The following is an 18,600-nucleotide window of genomic DNA, read 5'->3' on the forward strand; positions in this document are numbered from 1 at the left end:
CTGATACGCATGATGGAGACGTGGCCGCACATGTTACAGGAATTCACGGACGCAGGCGAGAGCGCGAAAGGCGCTGTCGCACTCAATCTTTATCGGAATGTCAGTGAAATCGCGGTGAACCACGGGAAACCCGCCCCCGCGTCGCCGCCCCTGTTTTCCCTGCGGGGCGGCCGCGCCGCCGGATGGCGTTCTGCCACCCGGTCGTAGCGTGGCCGCGGGTCATCGACTTCAAAGGGGGCAGGGAATCCTTTCCGTTCTCACCCATGGCGACCGCCCGCCGGTGGACGCCGTCCAGCTACCGGACCACCGCCCCGGCTCGGCCGCCGGCGGTGGCGGCCTTGTCGTGCGCGCCGTCCGCTTCCCGGAAGCGGCGGACCGCACGCCGGGCGGTGCCCGCCGCGGCGGGGGTCCGGCCGTATCCCGCGACTCGAGCGCGGGCACCACGTCGCGCCTCGGACGTCCGTCACCCGGACCCGGCGGGCGGATCCTGACAGGCTCCGCCCCGGCTTCGAGCTGCGCGAACATCGAGCCGTCCCGGTCCGGGGCCGGCTCACGCGAGGACCTGCGGTCGTGGCTCGGCAGACCGCCGTCACCCGCCGCCACGCCGAAGCACGGCCACCGTGCCGCCTCCGGGCGGCCGGCCACACCTTCACCGCCCGCGGGCGAGAGGGGCCGGGCGTCTTCCACGCCACGCCGAAAACCTCGGCTCGAACGTGACGAAGTCGGCAACCGAAGATCCCTGGACTGCTCCCGGTCCGCTTCCTGATTGAGCTTCCTCTACGACCAAACAGGTGAAGGAGAGTCGATGCAGTTCGCCGAACGCGAATCAGAAATCACCCTCCTCAATACCATGCTCGCGGAGAGTGAGCATGGTTGGGGAAGAATTGCGATGATAACCGGCCCTCCAGGGTTCGACAAGAGCCGGGTGCTGCACGCCTTCGCCGATTCGGCGGTGCGGTCGGGCGCCACTCATCTGAGCGCCATCTGCCTACGGAACGAGCAGAACATCTCACTGGGCGTCATCCACCAGGTTTCGCAGAGCCTGAGTGCCGCACTGGGCGAGATGCCCCCCGCGTTGAAACTTCTGCAGGAGGCCGTATTCAACGCGGGACCGCGCGGGATCCGGCCGGAAGACCTCAATTGGATCGGCGTCACGCACGGCCTGTGGGAGATCATCACCAACCACGCGCGCAGCGGCGCGGTATTGATAACCATCGAGGACGTGCAATACGCGGACTCGGTTTCGCTGGACATTCTCCTGCATTTCATAAACCGGCTCCATTCCGCGAACGTCTTCATGGTCTTCACGGTGAACGAAGGACCGGACGGGGTGCCGCTCAGAATTCAGAGCGATCTCATGCACCATCCGCAGTGCCGCCGCATCAAGGTGGCGCCGTACTCGTCGGGCACCATTTCCAGGATCGCGCAGGTCCGCCTCGGGACCGAGCCGGACGATCCGCTGGCGGAGGCGATCCACCAGGTCAGCGGCGGAAACGCCCTCCTGGTGCGCTCGCTGATAGAGGACCGGCAGAACGCGGGCGGCGACGGGACCGGCCTGGTGATCGACGACGGCTTCTCCGGATCCGTCCGTACGCTGCTGAACCGCATCGGCAGCACCCCCCTACGGGTCCTGCGCGCCGCCGCGGTGCTGGACGCGTCGGCCTCTCCCCCGCTGCTGGCCGAGATGCTGCACATCAAGCAGCCGGCCGTGGTCCGCACCCTGGAATGGCTGGCGGAGATCGGCCTGCTGGGCATGGACGGCTTCCGCCACCCCGCCGCCAGGGAGGCCGTCCTGGACTCCATGGAACCGGACCTCCTCAAAGAGCTTTACGCACGCGCCGCCCAGTTGCTGCACGCGACCGGCGTACAGCCCACCGTGATCGCCGACCACCTCGTCGCCGCCGGCGCCAAGCACGAGCCCTGGGCCCTGGACGTGCTGCGGGAGGCCGCCGACCAGGCGCTGGCCACCGACGAGTACGAGCTCGCCGTGCGGTACCTCCGGTACGCGGCGGACCTGTGCTCCGGGACCGACGAACGGATCCAGGTCACCCTGGCGCTGGCCAAGGCCACCTGGCGGATCAACCCCTCCACCGCCACCATGTACCTCCCCATGCTCGTGCAGGCCGCGCGGGACGGCCGGCTGCCCGCCAGGGACGTGCACTGGCTGCTCACGTGCATGCTCTGGCACGGCCAGTACGACGAGGCCGAGGAGATGTTCGCGCTGCTGGAGCAGGCCGAGCAGGGCGATGGCCAGGAGGCGGGCGGAGCCCACGCGTGGCGCCTGGCGGCCGACCACTGGCTGGCCAGCACCCACCCCCCGGTCCTGCACCGGTTGCGGGGGACGCACAAGCCCTCCCCCTTACGCGAGGGCAGCGAACGGCACCCGGCCCATTCGTACGCGCGGACGATCTCCGCGCTCGCCGCCAACCTGCGCGACGGCGAGACCGAGGCGGCCCTGAGGACGGCGGAGAAGGTCCTGCACTCCGTCCAGCTCGAAGGCTGCAACATCGAGCTGGTCGAGGCGGCCCTGTTCTGCTTCGTCTATTCGGACCGCACCCACGAGGCGGCCTCCCTCGTCGAGAACCTGTACGCGGTGGCGGAGCGGCGCAACTCGCCCACGTGGCTGAGCGTGCTCGCGGCCTTCCGCGCGCACATCGCCGAGCACAAGGGAGAGATGCTGGAGGCCGTCGAATGGGGCGAGCTCTCCCTGCGCACCCTGCCCCCCAGGAGCCTGGGCGTGCTCGCGGCGCTCCCGCTGGCCAGCCTCATCGAGGCCCACACCGAGATGGGCGAGTATCAGAAGGCCGAACAGTACCTCCGTCATCCCCTGCCTGAAACCGTTTACCAGACCCGGTACGGGCTGCACTACCTCTTCGCGCGGGGCCACTACAGAACGTCGGTCGGCCAGGCGCACGCGGGCCTCAGCGACTTCCTGAAGTGCGGCACACTGATGCGGTCCTGGGAGGTCGACACGCCGCTGCTCGTCCCGTGGCGCCTCGGGGCGGCCGGGGTCTCGGTCGTGCTGAAGAACAACGCCCGCGCCCGGAAGTTCCTCGAGCTGCACCACGCCACGCCGCACGGCCACAGTCCCCGGATCCGGGGGTTCGCGCTGATGGTGCTGGCCTCGGCCGAGGAGGTCGGACGCCGGCCGCCGCTGCTGCGCAAGGCCGTCGACATGCTCCAGGACTCCGGCCACAAGATGGAGCTGGCGCACGCGCTGGCACGCCTCAGCCACTCCCTGGCCGCCCTGGGCGAGACGGACAAGGCCCGGCTCATCGGCCAGCAGGCGGACCGGGTCGGCCAGCGTTGCCATGCCGAGCCCCTGCGCAGGTCGGTGGCGAACGCCTTCGACAGCGAATTCGGCGCGATGGCCGCCGGGAACGACCAGAACGCCCTGAGCCCCGCCGAATATCGGGTCGCCTCGATGGCGGCGCTCGGCTACACGAACCGGGAGATCGCGACGAGAGCTCATATCACCATCAGTACGGTGGAGCAGCACCTCACGCGCATATATCGCAAACTCGGGGTGAACGGCCGGAACGACCTTCCGCGTCTGTTCTCGTCGAAAGAGCTCGGTTCGTCGAACGGAAACGTGCTCGTCGCAGAGAATTCCCGGCACCTTCCCGGCTCGGCGTCCGTGCCCGGGTGACGGCCGGTTTCATTCATCTAGCGGGATTTCCCATTCGGGTACGTCCCGTTTGCGGACGACGACGATGGCCCAGCCGACCTCCCCCCGGTCGATGGCGGACTGCACTTCTTCGCATGACGCGGCGAAGGCGAGCATCTTGTCCCGGGCCTCGGCGTCGGCCATCTGTTCGGCCCGCGCCCGGGCCGCCTCCGCGTTTCCCTCGAACGTCCGCCTGAGGAAGCCGGTCACATTGACCACCGAACTGATTTCGAAGCCGGCCTCCTCCAGCGCGGAATGGTATTCGAGAAGCGTGTAGCCGTCGTTCCACCCGAACTTGTCGTAGACCTCGGTCCGGGTGCGCTCGCTGATCCTCGTCCGCGGCCGGTAGAAATCACTGAAGGCGAAGATGCCGCCGCTGCGCAGCACGCGGCGGATCTCCGCATAGCTGCGCGGCATGTCCGGCGCCTTGTGCAGCGCGCCGTGGCTGACGACGTGGCTGAAAGTGCCGGGCTCGTACGGAAGTCCCAGCACCGAGGCCCGCCGGAAGCCGACGTCCAGCCGTTGCCGCTGGTTGGTGCACAGATCCTGGGCGAACCTGACGTACTCCTCGCTCTCGAAGATCCCCTCGCCTCGGCAGCCGAACCACTGAGCCAGGTAGACCAGCAGGCATTCGCAGTCGTCGCCCACCTCGAGCACCGTGCTCGATCCGTCGATCCCCGCCTCGGCGGCGAGAAACGCGGCGGTCTGCTCGACGGTCGTCCGATAGTCGTCCCGGCTGTTCTCCCGGAAATCGTCGGTCGGGTAGTCGGCCGCATGTGCCACGCCATAGCCCGTCAAATTCAAAAAGGTATGACTGCTCTGGTCGTACATGTCTCCGACTTCCCTCCGACAATAAGGGTGGCCCGCGGTCGCGGCACCGCACCGGTGCCTGCCGACGCGAACGCACCGAGGATCAATCGCGTTCGTCTCGCGAAGACTCTTGCCTATACCTCGAAGAGTGCCCGGATTCTCTCATGTACTCAATGGTGCTATCCCCCCTTTTCTGGTCCGGTCTTCCGTACATCGGCCCCACCCATTTACGCCGCGCCCCGGACGCATCACGAAGGATTTTGCGCCTCGCGCAACTTGATGAACGCGAGAATCCCCATTACTAGCATGATGACCGCGCCGGCGAAAGCGGCGATCTGCATTCCGTCTACATAGGCGTCGCGGGCCACGGAGGCCAGGGCCTCGCCCACCGCCCGAGGGAGCTCGGCGGCGACCGACAGCGCGCCACCGAGGGTCTCGTGCGCCACCGCGGCGGCGTCGGGCGGGACGCCGGGCGGCAGCTGCGCGGCGAGGGTGCTGCGGTAGACGGCCACCCCGATGCTGCCGAGGATGGCGGCTCCGAGCGCCTGCCCGAACTCGGTGGAGGACTCGAACAGCCCCGAGGCGGATCCCGCCTTCTCGGGCGGCGCCGTGGCGACCACCATGGTGGAGGCCAGTGCCTGCACCGATCCGATCCCCCAGCCCAGCAGGAACAGCCCGCTGAACAGCAGCGGCAGGTTGACGTCCGTGCTCAGCTGGGAGATCAGCAGGAAGCCGATCGCCCCGAAGACCATGCCGGAGCCCATGATGGTGCCGGGCCGGAACCATTTGGTGAGCGCCGCCCCGAGCACCGAGCCGGCCGCCGAGCTGACGGCTGTCGGCACGGTCATCAGCCCGGCCACGATCGGCCGCATCCCGAGCACCGACATCAGGTATTGCGTGATGAAATAGAACGTCCCGACGAGGGCGAACACCGCGAGGGTGGCGGTGATCAGGGACACGGTGAACGCGTGCCGGCGGAAGAGCGCCAGGTCCAGCATGGGGTCGGGCAGCTTGCGCTGCCTCTGCAGGAACAGGGTCAGGAACAGCAGCCCGATCACGGCGCTGATCCACATCGTCACGGAGAAGTTCTGCTCGGCGACCATCTTCACCGCGTAGACGATCGGCAGGGCGGCGAGCAGCACGAGGACCGCGCTGAGAATGTCGAACTTCCCCGGGTTGGGGTCGCGGTATTCCGGCAGGAGCGGGCCGAGCGCGAGTAACAGGATCATGATCGGCACGCTGATCAGGAAGACCGCTCCCCACCAGAAGCTCTCCAGCAGCCACCCGCCGACGATCGGCCCGGCCACGCTGCCGAGGGTGAAGATCGCGGCCCAGATGGCGATGGCCATGTGGAGCTGGCGGCCGTCGGTGAACAGCACCCGGATGAGGGCGAGGGTCGGCGGCATCAGCGTCGCCGCCGCGGCCCCCTGCAGGCCACGCGCCACAATGAGCAGCTCGGCACTGGGCGCGTACGCCGCGATGGCCGACGTGAGGCCGAACACCACCGCGCCCACCAGGAGCAGCCGCCGGCGGCCGATCCGGTCACCCAGATTGCCCATCGGAATGAGCAGCCCGGCCAGCAGGAAGGCGTAGATGTCGACGATCCACAGCTGCTGTGTGCCGCTCGGTTCCAGCTCGGCGGTCAGTGACGGGAGCGCGAAAAACAGCACCGTCACCGTGATGGAGATGAGCAGTACGGGCAGCATGAGGATCGCCAGGCCGGTCCACTCCCGCCACCCCGCTTTGGCGCCTCTTTCGGCGATATCCATTCCCACCCCTCTCATACTGTGTACGTAACATTTACAGTACACCATATGTCAGCTTGCCAAAGGGCCTTGTCAAGTAAACATTGACTGCCACGACATGCTGGTGCTCCATGTCATGGCTGTTCACGATTACCTCCTGACTGGCGCACATTCTTGAAGGATATTTTCGTCACAACCACTCCACCTCTTTTTTCGTCACATCAGGCGCGTGATATAATTTCATCACAATGGAAGATCGTGATGAAATCAGGCGACCATGCTGACGTGTGTCCAGTGCGGGAAAGAGCTCACGGTGCCTCCCCGCGGGCGCAAGCCCCGCTACTGCTCGCGCTCGTGCCAGGCCCGCGCCTACCGGGCCCGCCTCGACGCGCGGACCGGCCAGGGAGCCTGGCGGGAGAAGAAGGACGAGCGGCCTTCGCCACCCCGTCCCGCACGGCCCGTCACCGGCGGGCGCGCCGATTCCCAGCGGACCGACGCCGGCCTGTCCCGCGAGCGGATCGTGTGGACCGCCATCCGGATCGCCAACGCCGAGGGCCTGGAGAGCATGTCGATGCGGCACGTCGCGAACGTGCTCGGCGTCAAGGTGATGTCGCTGTACAACTACATCGACGGGAAGGACGCGCTGATCGACCTCATGGTCGAGGCGGTGTTCAGCGAGAGCGGAGACACCGAGCCCCACACCTTCCGAGGCTGGCGGGCCGAACTGGAGGCCGCGGCGCGGTGGGAGTGGGCGCTGTACTCGACGTACCCGTGGGTCCTCGAGGTCATCGCGACGGTCCAGCCGCCGCTCGTCCCCAGCCTGCTCGCCCGCTTCGAACGCGGCCTGGGCGCGTTCGACGGCCTCGGCCTGGACCCCGTCATGACCCATCGGATCTATCTGGGCGTGAGCGGCATCGCACAGGGGCTCGCCCTGCTGCGGGTGAGCGAGATCGCGTCCGAACGGCGCGGCGGCGGGATCTCGCTCAGCCAGTGGCGATCGGTGAAGGTGCCCGCGATCCTCGAGGAACTGGGCGCCGACCGCTATCCGCGGCAGGCCGCGCTGCGCAACAGCCCGGAGGTCCTCACGGACCTGGAGGAGATCTTCGAGTTCAGCCTCCAGCGCCTGCTGGACGGCATCGCCCGGTTCCTGGAGGGGGAGTCGCCCGCTCCCCCTCACCGGTGGCCCCGCTCTGGTCAGCCCTCGGCCGAGGATCACTGACGGCGCTCCCCTCGGCATGTGCGTGGTTCGCCGCTCACGCGCCGTTCGAACGCCCGCCGGACGGCTTCAGCCATTCCTCGACGGCCTTCGCGATGGACCCCGCCTCGCCCTCCAGCATCGTGAGGTGGTCGCCGCGGACCTCGCACAGGTCGTGCTTCAGGTGCCAGGAAGCCCGCCAGTTGCCTTCCCTGGACCGCTCGCCGTCGGGCCCGGAGGGCAGGGGGGTGTCCGGTCTGAGGAAGAGCACGGGGGTTTCGATGTCCTCCACCACCGTCTCCCTGAAGAGCCGGTAGTAGCGCCCCATGGCCGTCATCCTCGTGTCGCTGAAGGGCCCGTACACCTCCGCCCGGTCGAACATCCCCTCCAGCATCTGACCGCCGAGCTCGTCGATGACGTCGCTGTCCGGCAGGAACGTGTCCAGCAGGACGAGGCCGTCCGGGCGCACCCCGTTCCGCTCCAGATACGAGACGGCTGCGTGCGCGAAGTTGCCGCCGCCGCAGTAACCCATCACCACGAACGGGTCGTCGCCGGCCGCCTCCCGGATGGATTCCGCCCACATGCGCACCACGACGTCCGCGTTGTCCGGAAGGCTGTCGTCCGGGGCGTATCCGGGCACCTGGAGCGCGTACAGGTCGCGTACTCCCTGGAAGTGCACGGCCAGCCGGGCGAACTGGGCCGCGCCGCCCAGCGCCATCGGCGTGCTGAAGCAGAACAGCTTCGGCCGCGCCGGCCCCGAGGCCAGGGCCAGCGGCGGATACGCGCGGTCCAGCTCGTCCAGCGTCCGGAACACCGGCCGCAGCCGCGCCGCGGCCTCCAGCAGGTCCAGCCCCTCCTGCAGCTTCCCGGCGGGAGCCGCGGCGCGCACCAGCGAGCTGAGCGATCCGCCCCCGTCCGGCTCCGCCGGACCGGAGTCCCAGCCGGCGCCGTTGTCGATCGCGATCTCCTCCGCGAGATGCCGGGCCAGCGCCGCGGCGGTGCCGTAGTCGAAGACCGCCGTCGCCGGCATCCGCACGCCGGTCGCCTTGTTCAGTACGTTGCGCAGCTCCATCGCGGTCAGCGAGTCGAAGCCCGCTTCGAGGAAGTTCTGCTCCGCCCGGATCGCCTCCGGCTCGCTGTAGCCGATCACCTTCGCCGCGCACTCGCGCACCATCAGGGTCAGCTCCTCGACCTGCTCCGCCGGCGACAGCCCGGCCAGCCGCCGCTGCACCACCGACCCGTCGGCCACGGCCTGCCCGGCGTGGGCGGTGCGGCGGGCGGGGGCCCGGACGAGCCCGCGCAGGATGGGCGGGACGCCGTCGTGGCGGTTGCTGAGGGTGTGGGTGTTGATGGGGAGGGGGAGGAGGTGGGGTTGGGGTGTGGTGAGGGCGGTGTCGAGGAGTTGGTTGCCTTGGGTGGTGGTGATGCGGTGGTAGCCGGCTTGTTCGATGCGGGTGATGTCGGTGGTGGTGAGGTGGGCGCTCATGCCGCTGGGTTGGTGCCAGAGTCCCCAGGCGAGGGCTTGGGCGGGTAGGCCGGTGGTGTGGCGGTGGATGGCGAGGGCGTCCAGGAAGGCGTTGGCGGCGGAGTAGTTGCCCTGTCCGGCGCTGTCGAGGGTGCCGGCCGAGGAGGAGTAGAGGACGAAGGCGGCCAGGTCCAGTTGTTGGGTGGCCTGGTGCAGGTGCCAGGCGGCGTCTGCTTTCGGCTTCAGTACTCGGTCGATCTTGTCGGGGGTGAGTGAGGTGACCACGCCGTCGTCGAGGACTCCGGCGGTGTGGAAGACCGCCGTGAGCGGGTGCTCGGCGGGGATCCGGTCAAGGAGCGCGGCCACCTGCTCGGGATCGGACAGATCGCACGCCGCGATCTCGACCGTCGCACCCGCCGTCTCCAGGTCGGTGCGGAGCTGGTCGGCGTCAGGGGCCTGGTCTCCTCGGCGGGAGGCCAGCAGCAGATGCTTGGTCTGGTGCTCGGTGGCCAGGTGGCGGGCCAAGATCGCACCCAGACCGCCCGTGCCACCCGTGATCAGCACAGTACCGTCGGGGTCCAGGCTGCGCGGCATGGTGAGGATGATCTTCCCGGTGTGGCGCGCCTGGGCCATGTGCCGGAATGCCTGTCGGGCCTGCTGCACCGGCCAGCACCGCACCGGCAGACCGGCAAGTTCCTGGGAGGCGAACAGGTTCAGCAGTTCGGCGAGCATCTGGCCGATCCGCTCGTGCCCGGCATCCATGAGGTCGAAGCTGCGGTAACGGACGTGGGGGTGGGTGTTCGCGACGTCGGCCGGATCGCGCCGGTCGGTCTTGCCCATCTCGACGAACCGCCCGCCAGGGGTGAGGAGGTCGAGGGAGGCGTCGGTGAACGGGCCGGCCAGCGAGTTGAGCACCACGTCCATCCCTTCGCCTCCGGTGACTGCGGCGAAGGCGTCGGCGAAGTCCAGGTCGCGCGAGGAAGCGATGTGGCCCTCAGGCACGCCCAGCGCCCGCAGCAGGTGCTGCTTGGCAGGTGAGGCGGTGGCGAAGACCTCCGCACCCAGGTGCCGGGCGATCTGGATGGCGGCCATGCCGACCCCGCCGGCGCCGGAGTGGATCAGCACCCGCTCCCCACGGCTGAGCCCGGCCAGGTCGACGAGTCCGTACCAGGCGGTCGCGAACGCTCCCGGGACGGAGGCCGCGCGGGCGAAACTCCATCCCTGCGGCATCCGCGCCATCATCCGGCGATCAGCCACGACACGCGGGCCGAAGGTCCCTTCGCCCAGGCCCATCACCTGATCGCCGACCCGCAGCCCTTCCACGCCGGGCCCGACCTCGGAGACGATCCCGGCGAACTCACCACCGATGAGCCCGCCCTGTTCGGGCACCATGCCCAGTGTCACGACCACGTCGCGGAAGTTCAGGCCGGCCGCGCGGACGTCCACGCGAACCTCACCGGCGGCCAGCTCCTGATCGGCCTCCGGGGCCGGGATCAGGTTCAGCCCGTCGATGGAGCCCTTGACGGGGCTGTCCAGCCGCCAGGCTTCCGGCCCCTCGGGCGTCGCGAGATCGCCGGACGTGTCCGCCCGGGCCAGACGGGGCACCAGCACCCGACCGGCCCGCACCGCCAGCTGCGGCTCGTCCTCCACGCCCAGCAACGAAGCCAGCGCGGTGAGCGAATCGGCCGCGCGATCGACGTCCACGAGGACGATCCGGCCTGGGTTCTCCGCCTGCGCCGAACGCACCAGGCCCGACACCGCAGCCTCGACCAGAGCACCATCACCGGCGCTGCCGGCCTCGGTACCGGTCGTCACCGCACCCGTGGTCACCAGCACCAGCCGGGTCTCGGCCAGCCGATCGTCGGCCAGCCAATCGCGCAGCACTCCCACGACCCGGTCCAGCTCCGACCGCAGGCCCTCCAGCGGTTCCCGGTCGTCTGCCTGCGGAATCGGGCAAGGAATGACCAGGGTCGTGATGCCGTCGGCCTCCGCTGCCGCGTGGAGATCGGTGTATGAGCGCACCTCCAGGTCGCCGCCGCGCAGGGCTTCGGTCACTCTGCCGTCCGTCTCCATGACGGCTATCGGCCCTCGGGCATGGGGCGGGTTCCAGCTTGGCGGTATCACCCACTGCAGGTGGTGGAGCGCGTCGTGCCCGGGCTGGGTACGCGACGACAGTCCACCGGCGGGCAGCGGACGCGTGATCAAACTCGTGACGACCGCGACCGGGACGCCGGTGGCGTCGGCGATCCGGATGCTGGAAGCGCCGCCCTCGGCCGGAAGGACGTGAACGCGCACCTGCTGGGCGCCGGAAGCCAGGAGCTCCACCCCGTTCCAGGCGAACGGCAGCGCGACGCCCTCAGCCTGCTCGATCAGGCCCGTGGCATGGAGGGCGGCGTCCAAGAGAGCCGGATGGATGCCGTACTGGTCGGCTTCGGCGGCCTCCCGCTCGTCGAGCTCCACCTCGGCGAACACCTCATTGTCGCGGATCCAGGCCCGCTTGAGTCCTTGGAAGGCCGGACCGTACCCGTATCCGGAACCGGCGAGTGCCTCGTAGTGGCCGGACACGTCCACCACCTGCGCCCCCGCGGGCGGCCACTGCCCATCGGCAGCGCCTGCGGTGCCGGTCGTCTCGGTGAGGGTTCCAGTGGCGTGACGTGTCCAAGGCCGCCGGCCGGTGCGGGCGTGGATCGCCAGTTCACGGCGGCCGTCCTCTCCTGCGGCGGACACCGCCACCTGGAGCTGGACCGCCTCGTCGCCCTCGATCACCAGCGGCGCTTCAAGCGTCAGCTCCTCCACCACCGGGCAGCCGACCTCGTCGCCCGCTCGCACGGCCAGCTCCACGAACCCGGTGCCGGGGAACAGCAGCGTCTCCCCCACCCCGTGATCGGCCAGCCAGGGATGCGTGGCGGTCGAGATCCGGCCGGTCAGCACCAGCCCGCCGTGATCGGGCAGTTCCACCGCCGCACCCAGCAGCGGGTGCTCCACGCGGGCCTGGCCCAGACCGCTCGCGTCCGACACACCGGTCGTGGCAGGCTCCAGCCAGTAACGCCGGTGCTGGAACGCATACGTGGGCAGCTCGGTGCCTGCGCCGGTCACGGTGAGGAGCCGTTCCCAGTCCACGGCGACACCGGCGGTGAACGCCTCGGCCGCTGAGCGGAGGAACCGGTCCGGGCCGCCCTCGCCACGACGCAATGATCCCACCGCAACGCCCGGCGAGGCGGCCGCGTCTAGGAGGTCCTGCACCGCCATCGTCAGCACCGGATGCGGGCTCACCTCGATGAACGCGGTGCGGCCATCGGCCAGCAACGCCCGCACCGCCCCCTGGAAGTCCACCGGCCGGCGCGCGTTGGCGAACCAGTACTCCGCCCCCAACTCCGAGCCCGCCAGCACCCCGCCCGTCACCGTCGAATACACCGGCACCCGGCCGGGCCCGGGCTCGATGGGGCCCAGCATCTCCAGCAACTGCTCCCGCAACGGCTCGACCATCTGCGAATGCGAGGCCACCGTGGTCGCGATCACCCGCGCCCGCACCCCCTCACCACGCAGACGCTCCACGAACTCCTCCAGCGCCTGCGTCGGCCCGGCCACCGCGCAGGAGGCAGGCCCGTTGTCCGCGCTCACCTCCAACCCCTCGCCCACCCGCTCCCGCACCACCTCAGCGGGCAGCCCCACGGCGGCGATCGCGCCGCGTCCCCACAGCTCGGCGGCGAACAGCCGGCTGCGCAACACGACCACCCGCACGGCGTCGGCCAGCGACAACACCCCGGCCACGCAGGCTGCCGCCACCTCACCTTGCGAGTGGCCCACTACCGCCGTCGGGCGGACGCCGATGGACTCCCACAGCTCGGCCAGCGCGATTCCGACCGCGAAGGCGACCGGCTGCAGTCTCTCGATCGAGTCCAGCCCCGCCCCATCGGCGTCGGCCAGGACCTGGGCCGGGTCCCAGTCCACCCACCGCCGGATCTCGGCGAAGCACTCCTCCAGCCGGGCGGCGAACACCGGCGACGCCTGCGCCAGCTCCACCCCCATCCCGGCCCACTGCGCCCCCTGCCCCGGGAACACCAGCACCGCATCCCGACGACCCGACGCCGTACCCGACACCGAACCGGCCACCACCCCGGCACCGGGCTCCCCCGCCGCCAGCGACTGCAGCCCGCCCAGCAGCTCCTCCCGGTCGGCGCCCATGACGACGGCACGGTCCTCGAACACCGGCCGCGTGCGTACCAGCGACAGCCCGACCTCGCCGACCGGCAACTCCGGCCGTGCCACCACGTACTCGGCCAGCCGGGACGCCTGAGCGCGCAACGCCTCCTCACCGCGTCCCGACACCACCCACGGCACCACACCGGAGATGACAGGAGCGCTCCCAGACTCCTCCTCCTGCGGCTCCGGTTCGGGAGCCTGCTCCACGATCACGTGCGAGTTCGTCCCGCTCACGCCGAACGACGACACACCCGCCCGCCGTGGTCGGCCGTCCGGCTCCGGCCAGTCCTGCGCCTGCTCCAGCAGCCGAACCTGACCCTGCTCCCAGTCGACATGAGTCGTGGGCGTGGACACGTACAGGGTCTGCGGCAACAGACCGTGCCGCATCGCCAGCACCATCTTGATCACACCGGCCACCCCCGCAGCAGCCTGCGTGTGCCCGATGTTCGACTTCAACGACCCAAGCCACAACGGCTCGGCCGCACCCCGATCCCGCCCATACGTCGCCAGCAATGCCTGCGCCTCGATGGGGTCACCGAGCGCGGTCCCCGTGCCATGCGCCTCGACCGCGTCCACCTCAGCACCCGACAACCCCGCATTGGCCAGCGCCTGACGGATCACCCGCTCCTGCGAAGGACCGTTCGGAGCCGTCAAACCATTACTGGCCCCGTCCTGATTGACCGCCGACCCACGGATCACCCCCAACACCCGATGACCAGCGGCCACCGCGTCCGACAACCGCTCCAGCACCAGCACACCGACACCTTCGGACAGGACGGTGCCGTCGGCCTCGTCGGAGAACGCCTTGCAGCGGTCGTCCCGCGCCAGGCCGCGCTGGTGGCTGAAGTCCACGAGGAGCTCCGGCGTGGCCATGATCGTCACGCCGCCCGCGAGCGCGAGCGTGCTCTCTCCGGCGCGCAGTGACTGGCACGCCATGTGGATGGCGACGAGCGAGGAGGAGCAGGCGGTGTCCACCGTGACGGCCGGCCCCTCCAGGCCCAGCGTGTACGCGACCCGGCCGGAGATGACGGAGCTGGAGTTGCCCGTTCCCAGGTAACCCTCGCTGCCCTCGGGCAGGGGGCCTCGGCCCACCTCGTAGTCGTTGGCGAAGGCGCCGATGAAGACGCCCGCGGAGGTGCCGCGCAACGAAGCCGGATGGAGGCCGGCCCGCTCCAGGGCCTCCCACGAGACCTCCAGCACCAGCCGCTGCTGCGGGTCCATCGCCACGGCCTCACGCGGGCTGATCCCGAAGAACGCGGGGTCGAACTCGTCCGCCCCTTCGACGAACCCGCCCGAGCGCGCGTAAGTCGTCCCGCTGCTGTCCGGGTCGGGGTCGTACAGCGCTTCCAGGTCCCAGCCCCGGTCCTTCGGGAACGGGACGATCCCCTGCTCGCGCTCCAGCAGCAGCTTCCACAGGTCCTCCGGCGAGTTCACCCCGCCGGGGTAGCGGCAGCTCATCGCCACGATCGCGATCGGCTCGCGCTCCTTCTCCTCGACCTCACGCAAACGTCGGTTGGCCTGCTGGAGATCCTCGGTCACTCGCCGCAGGTACGCGAGGAGCCTCTCTTCGTCAGCCATGCCGTCCCGCCTTCCCTAAGGGGTTTCGAGTTTGCGTTTCCTGGGGGACCTAGAGGCCCTGGTCGATCAGCGAGAAGAGCTCGTCGGCGCTCGCCGTGCGCACCTTGCTCTCCTCGTCCGTTCCGGATCGGTCGCCGCGCCACTCGTCCATGAGCTTCTGCAGGCGAACGGTGATCTCGGACCGCGCCTCGACATCGATGGCGATCTTGCCCAGCAGCCGGCCCAGCTCGTCCAGGCTCTGCAGCACCTGCGACTCGGCCGGTTCCTTCTTCGGCAGGAGTTGGCTGCCCATGTACTCGGCGATGGCGACCGCGTTGGGGTAGTCGAAGATCAGCGTCGCCGGCAGCCGGAGTCCGGTGGCCTTGCCGAGCCGGTTACGCAGCTCCACCGATGTCAGGGAGTCGAATCCGAGTTCGCTGAAGCTCCTGTCCGGATCCACGTGCTCTTCGGAGGCGTGTCCCAGCACGCCGGCGGCCTCCGTACGTACCAGCGAGACCAGCATGCGCTCCTGCTCGGCCGGAGGCAGCCCGGCCAGGCGCTGCTGCAGCGCCGACTCGCCGTCCGAGGCGGGTTGCGCGCTCTGGGCGGTACGGCGTGCGGGGGTGCGCGCCAGTCCGCGCAGGACGGCGGGGATGCCGTCCTCGCGGGCGCCGAGAGCACGGGCGTCCATGGGCAGCGGTACGAGGAAGGGCTCCGCCATGGTCAGGGCGGCGTCCAGCAATTGCATGCCTTCGGCGGCGCCCATTGCGGTGAACCCCGAACGGGACAGCCGCTCCAGGTCGATGTCGCCCAGCCGGCGCGTCATGCCACCCGTTTCCGGCGCCCACACCCCCCACGCGAGGGACTGTGCGGGCAGACCGGAGGCGTGGCGGTGGATCGCGAGCGCGTCGAGGAAGGCGTTGGCGGCGGAGTAGTTGCCCTGTCCGGCGCTGTCGAGGGTCGCGGCCGAGGAGGAGTAGAGGACGAACGCGGCCAGGTCGAGATGGCTGGTGGCCTGGTGCAGATGCCAGGCGGCGTCGGCCTTGGGCCGCAGTACCCGGTCTATCTTGTCCGGGGTGAGCGAGTCGATCACGCCGTCGTCCACCACTCCGGCGGCGTGGAAGACCGCCGTCAGGGGATGTTCGGTGTGGACGCGGTCGAGGAGCGCGGTGACCTGCTCGGGGTCGGACAGATCGCACGCGGTGATCTCGACCGTTGCGCCGGCTGCTTCCAGGTCGGTGCGGAGCTGGTCGGCGTCGGGGGCCTGGTCTCCTCGGCGGGAGGCCAGCAGCAGATGCCCGACCTGGTGCTCGGTGACCAGGTGGCGGGCCAGGATCGCGCCCAGACCGCCCGTGCCGCCCGTGATCAGCACCGTGCCGTCCGGATCCAGTGCGCGCGGCATGGTCAGGACGATCTTGCCGGTGTGGCGGGCCTGGGCCATGTGCCGGAAGGCTTGCCGAGCCTGCCGGACCGGCCAGCACCGCACCGGCAGACCCGCCAGCTCCTGACCCGCGAACAGGTCCAGCAGCTCGGCCAGCATCTGCCCGATCCGCTCGTGCCCGGCGTCCATCAGGTCGAAGCTGCGGTACCGGATTCCATTGTTCTCGACGTCCGCCGGGTCACGCAGGTCGGTCTTGCCCATCTCGACGAACCGCCCGCCGGGGGCGAGCAGGTTGAGGGAGGCGTCGGTGAACGGCCCGGCCAGCGAGTTGAGCACGACATCCACCCCTTCACCTCCGGTGACCGTGGTGAAAGCGTCGGCGAAGTCGAGGTCGCGGGAGGAGGCGATGTGGTCGTCGGCCACGCCCAGTGCGCGCAGCAGGTGTTGCTTGGCGGGTGAGGCGGTGGCGAAGACCTCCGCCCCCAAGTGCCGGGCGATCTGGATGGCCGCCATGCCGACCCCACCTGCACCGGAGTGGATCAGCACCCGCTCCCCACGGCTGAGCCCGGCCAGGTCGACCAGCCCGTACCAGGCGGTCGCGAACGCTCCCGGGACCGACGCCGCGCGGGCGAAACTCCACCCCTGCGGCATCCTCGCCATCATCCGGTGATCAGCCACCACGCGGGGACCGAACGTCCCCTCGCCCATGCCCATCACCCGGTCGCCGACGTTCAGCCCGTCCACCCCGGGCCCGACCTCGGCGATGACGCCGGCGAACTCGACGCCCATCGCCCCGGCCTCACCCGGGTACATGCCCAAGGAGTTGAGCACGTCGCGGAAGTTCAGGCCGGCCGCGCGGACGTCCACACGCACCTCACCGGCGGCCAGCTCCCGGCCGGCTTCCGGGGCCGACATCAAGGTCAGCCCGTCGATGGAGCCCTTGGCGGGGCTGTCCAGCCGCCAGCCGTCGGGTCCGTCGGGCGTCGGGAGCTCGCCGGAGGTGTTCGCCTGGGTGAGACGGGGCACCAGCACCCGACCGGCGCGTACCACCAGCTGCGGCTCGTCCTCCACGCTCAGGAGGGAGGCCAGCGCGGTGAGCGAATCGGCCGCATCGTCGACGTCCACCAGGAGGATCCGGCCGGGGCTCTCGGCCTGCGCCGAGCGCACGAGACCCGACACCGCCGCCTCGACCAGAGCACCACCGCCGGCGCTGCCGGCCTCCGTTCCGGTCGTCACCGCACCCGTGGTCACCAGCACCAGCCGGCTCTCGGCCAGCCGCTCATCGGCCAGCCAATCGCGCAGCACACCCACGACCCGGTCCAGCTCCGACCGCAGCGCCTCCGGAAGCGTGTCCTGCCCGGCAGGAGCCCCCTGCAGGCGCATGACCACGGCGGCGGGAAGAGCCTGCCCGGACGCGACCGCGTCACCCAACGCCGCCGCGTCCGCGTACTCCTCGACACCACCGCCGGCGGACTCGATCGCCGCCGCCAGAGCGGGCCACCGCTCGCCCACCACCGCCACGTCGCCCACCGGGGCGTCCGCGAGGTCGTTCGCCGGCGGCCCCCAGTCCATGCGCAGCAGCGACGACGAGGACGCGGTCGCGGTCAGCTTCTGGTCAGCGAGCTCCCGCAGGATCAGCGAGCCGATGGAGGCCACGGCCTGTCCCGCGGAGTCGCCCGTCTCCAGGGTCACCGCGCCGTCGTCGGCGCGGCGCAGGCGTACGCGCAGGTGACTGGCGGCGGAGGCGTGCAGCCGCACGTCGGTCCAGGCGAAGGGCAGAGTGATCTTCGAGTCGTCGGAGAGTCGCTCGGCCACGCCGATGGCGTGCAGGGCCGCGTCCAGCAGCGCCGGGTGGAGACCGTAGCGGCCGGCCTCGGCGGCCTCCCGCTCGCCGAGTTCCACCTCGGCGAACACCTCTCCGTCGTGCTCCCAGGCTCGCTTGAGTCCCTGGAATGCCGGTCCGTACCCGTACCCTGCGGCGGACAGCGTCTCGTAGTGGTTCGACACGTCCACCGCCTGCGCTCCTGCCGGCGGCCACTGGCTCCAGTCGAAGCCCGCCGCGTCGCCGCTGTCCGCCGTGGCCACGATTCCGGCGGCATGACGTGTCCATGGCCGCGTACCGCTGCGGGCGTAGACCGTCGCCTCGCGCCGGCCGTCCTCGTCGGCGGCGGCCACCGCCACCTGGATCAGGATCGACTCGTCCCGTTCGATCACCAGCGGCGTCTCGATCGTCAGCTCTTCCACTACCGAGCAACCGACCTCGTCGGCCCCGCGCACCACCAGCTCCACGAACCCGGTGCCGGGGAACACGACCTTCTCCCCCACCGCGTGGTCGGCCAGCCACGGATGCGCGGCGACCGAGATCCGCCCCGTCAGGACCACTCCGCCCTGATCGGGCAGCTCCACCGCGGCGCCCAGCAGGGGGTGGTCCGCGGGGGCCTGGCCCAGCCCGTCGACGTTCGTGACGGTCGAAGGCGCTTCGAGCCAGTAGTGGTGGTGTTGGAAGGGGTAGGTGGGCAGGTCGGTGGTGGTGGCGTGGGGGATGAGGGTGGTCCAGTTGGGGGTGGTGTTGGTGTT

At 70.1% G+C, this 18,600-nt stretch carries 6 protein-coding genes; 2 read left to right on the top strand and 4 right to left on the bottom strand.

Annotation, left to right across the window (positions count from 1 at the left end):
• The first annotated feature begins 805 nt into the window (after positions 1 to 805).
• A complete protein-coding gene (locus AB0J87_RS56495) occupies positions 806 to 3,649 on the top strand; it encodes an AAA family ATPase (RefSeq protein ID WP_363982843.1) in 2,844 nt (947 codons plus the stop codon).
• A 9-nt stretch (positions 3,650 to 3,658) separates the two neighbouring features.
• Here the strand turns inward: AB0J87_RS56495 and AB0J87_RS56500 are convergent, their stop codons facing one another.
• Both AB0J87_RS56500 and AB0J87_RS56505 read right to left on the bottom strand, forming a co-directional pair.
• A complete protein-coding gene (locus tag AB0J87_RS56500) occupies positions 3,659 to 4,498 on the bottom strand; it encodes a class I SAM-dependent methyltransferase (protein WP_363982846.1) in 840 nt (279 codons plus the stop codon).
• 227 nt (positions 4,499 to 4,725) lie between these two features.
• Positions 4,726 to 6,246 (bottom strand): MFS transporter, encoded by a 1,521-nt coding sequence (locus AB0J87_RS56505; protein ID WP_355212678.1) that lies wholly within the window; start codon positions 6,244 to 6,246, stop codon positions 4,726 to 4,728.
• A gap of 289 nt (positions 6,247 to 6,535) precedes the next feature.
• Between AB0J87_RS56505 and AB0J87_RS56510 the strand changes: the two genes are divergently transcribed.
• Entirely contained in the window at positions 6,536 to 7,441 is a 906-nt protein-coding gene (locus AB0J87_RS56510; protein WP_363982851.1) for a TetR/AcrR family transcriptional regulator, read from the top strand.
• A gap of 34 nt (positions 7,442 to 7,475) precedes the next feature.
• Here AB0J87_RS56510 and AB0J87_RS56515 read toward each other — a convergent pair whose 3' ends face one another.
• Both AB0J87_RS56515 and AB0J87_RS56520 read right to left on the bottom strand, forming a co-directional pair.
• Positions 7,476 to 14,663: an SDR family NAD(P)-dependent oxidoreductase gene (locus AB0J87_RS56515; protein WP_363982854.1), complete on the bottom strand. Its 7,188-nt coding sequence runs from the start codon at positions 14,661 to 14,663 to the stop codon at positions 7,476 to 7,478.
• Positions 14,664 to 14,712: 49 nt separating this feature from the next.
• Positions 14,713 to 18,600 (bottom strand): SDR family NAD(P)-dependent oxidoreductase (locus tag AB0J87_RS56520; protein WP_363982857.1); only part of this gene is annotated, 3,888 nt, incomplete at its 5' end.

The sequence above is a fragment of the Nonomuraea sp. NPDC049625 genome (assembly GCF_040675285.1).
Taxonomy (GTDB): Bacteria; Actinomycetota; Actinomycetes; order Streptosporangiales; family Streptosporangiaceae; genus Nonomuraea; species Nonomuraea angiospora_A.

What these genes read in the sequence shown, in the direction of transcription:
- AB0J87_RS56500 (WP_363982846.1), bottom strand. Translation starts at nt 4,498, where the DNA reads ATGTACGACCAGAGCAGTCATACCTTTTTGAATTTGACGGGCTATGGC.
- AB0J87_RS56505 (WP_355212678.1), bottom strand. Translation starts at nt 6,246, where the DNA reads ATGGATATCGCCGAAAGAGGCGCCAAAGCGGGGTGGCGGGAGTGGACC.
- AB0J87_RS56515 (WP_363982854.1), bottom strand. Translation starts at nt 14,663, where the DNA reads ATGGCTGACGAAGAGAGGCTCCTCGCGTACCTGCGGCGAGTGACCGAG.
- AB0J87_RS56495 (WP_363982843.1), top strand. Translation starts at nt 806, where the DNA reads ATGCAGTTCGCCGAACGCGAATCAGAAATCACCCTCCTCAATACCATG.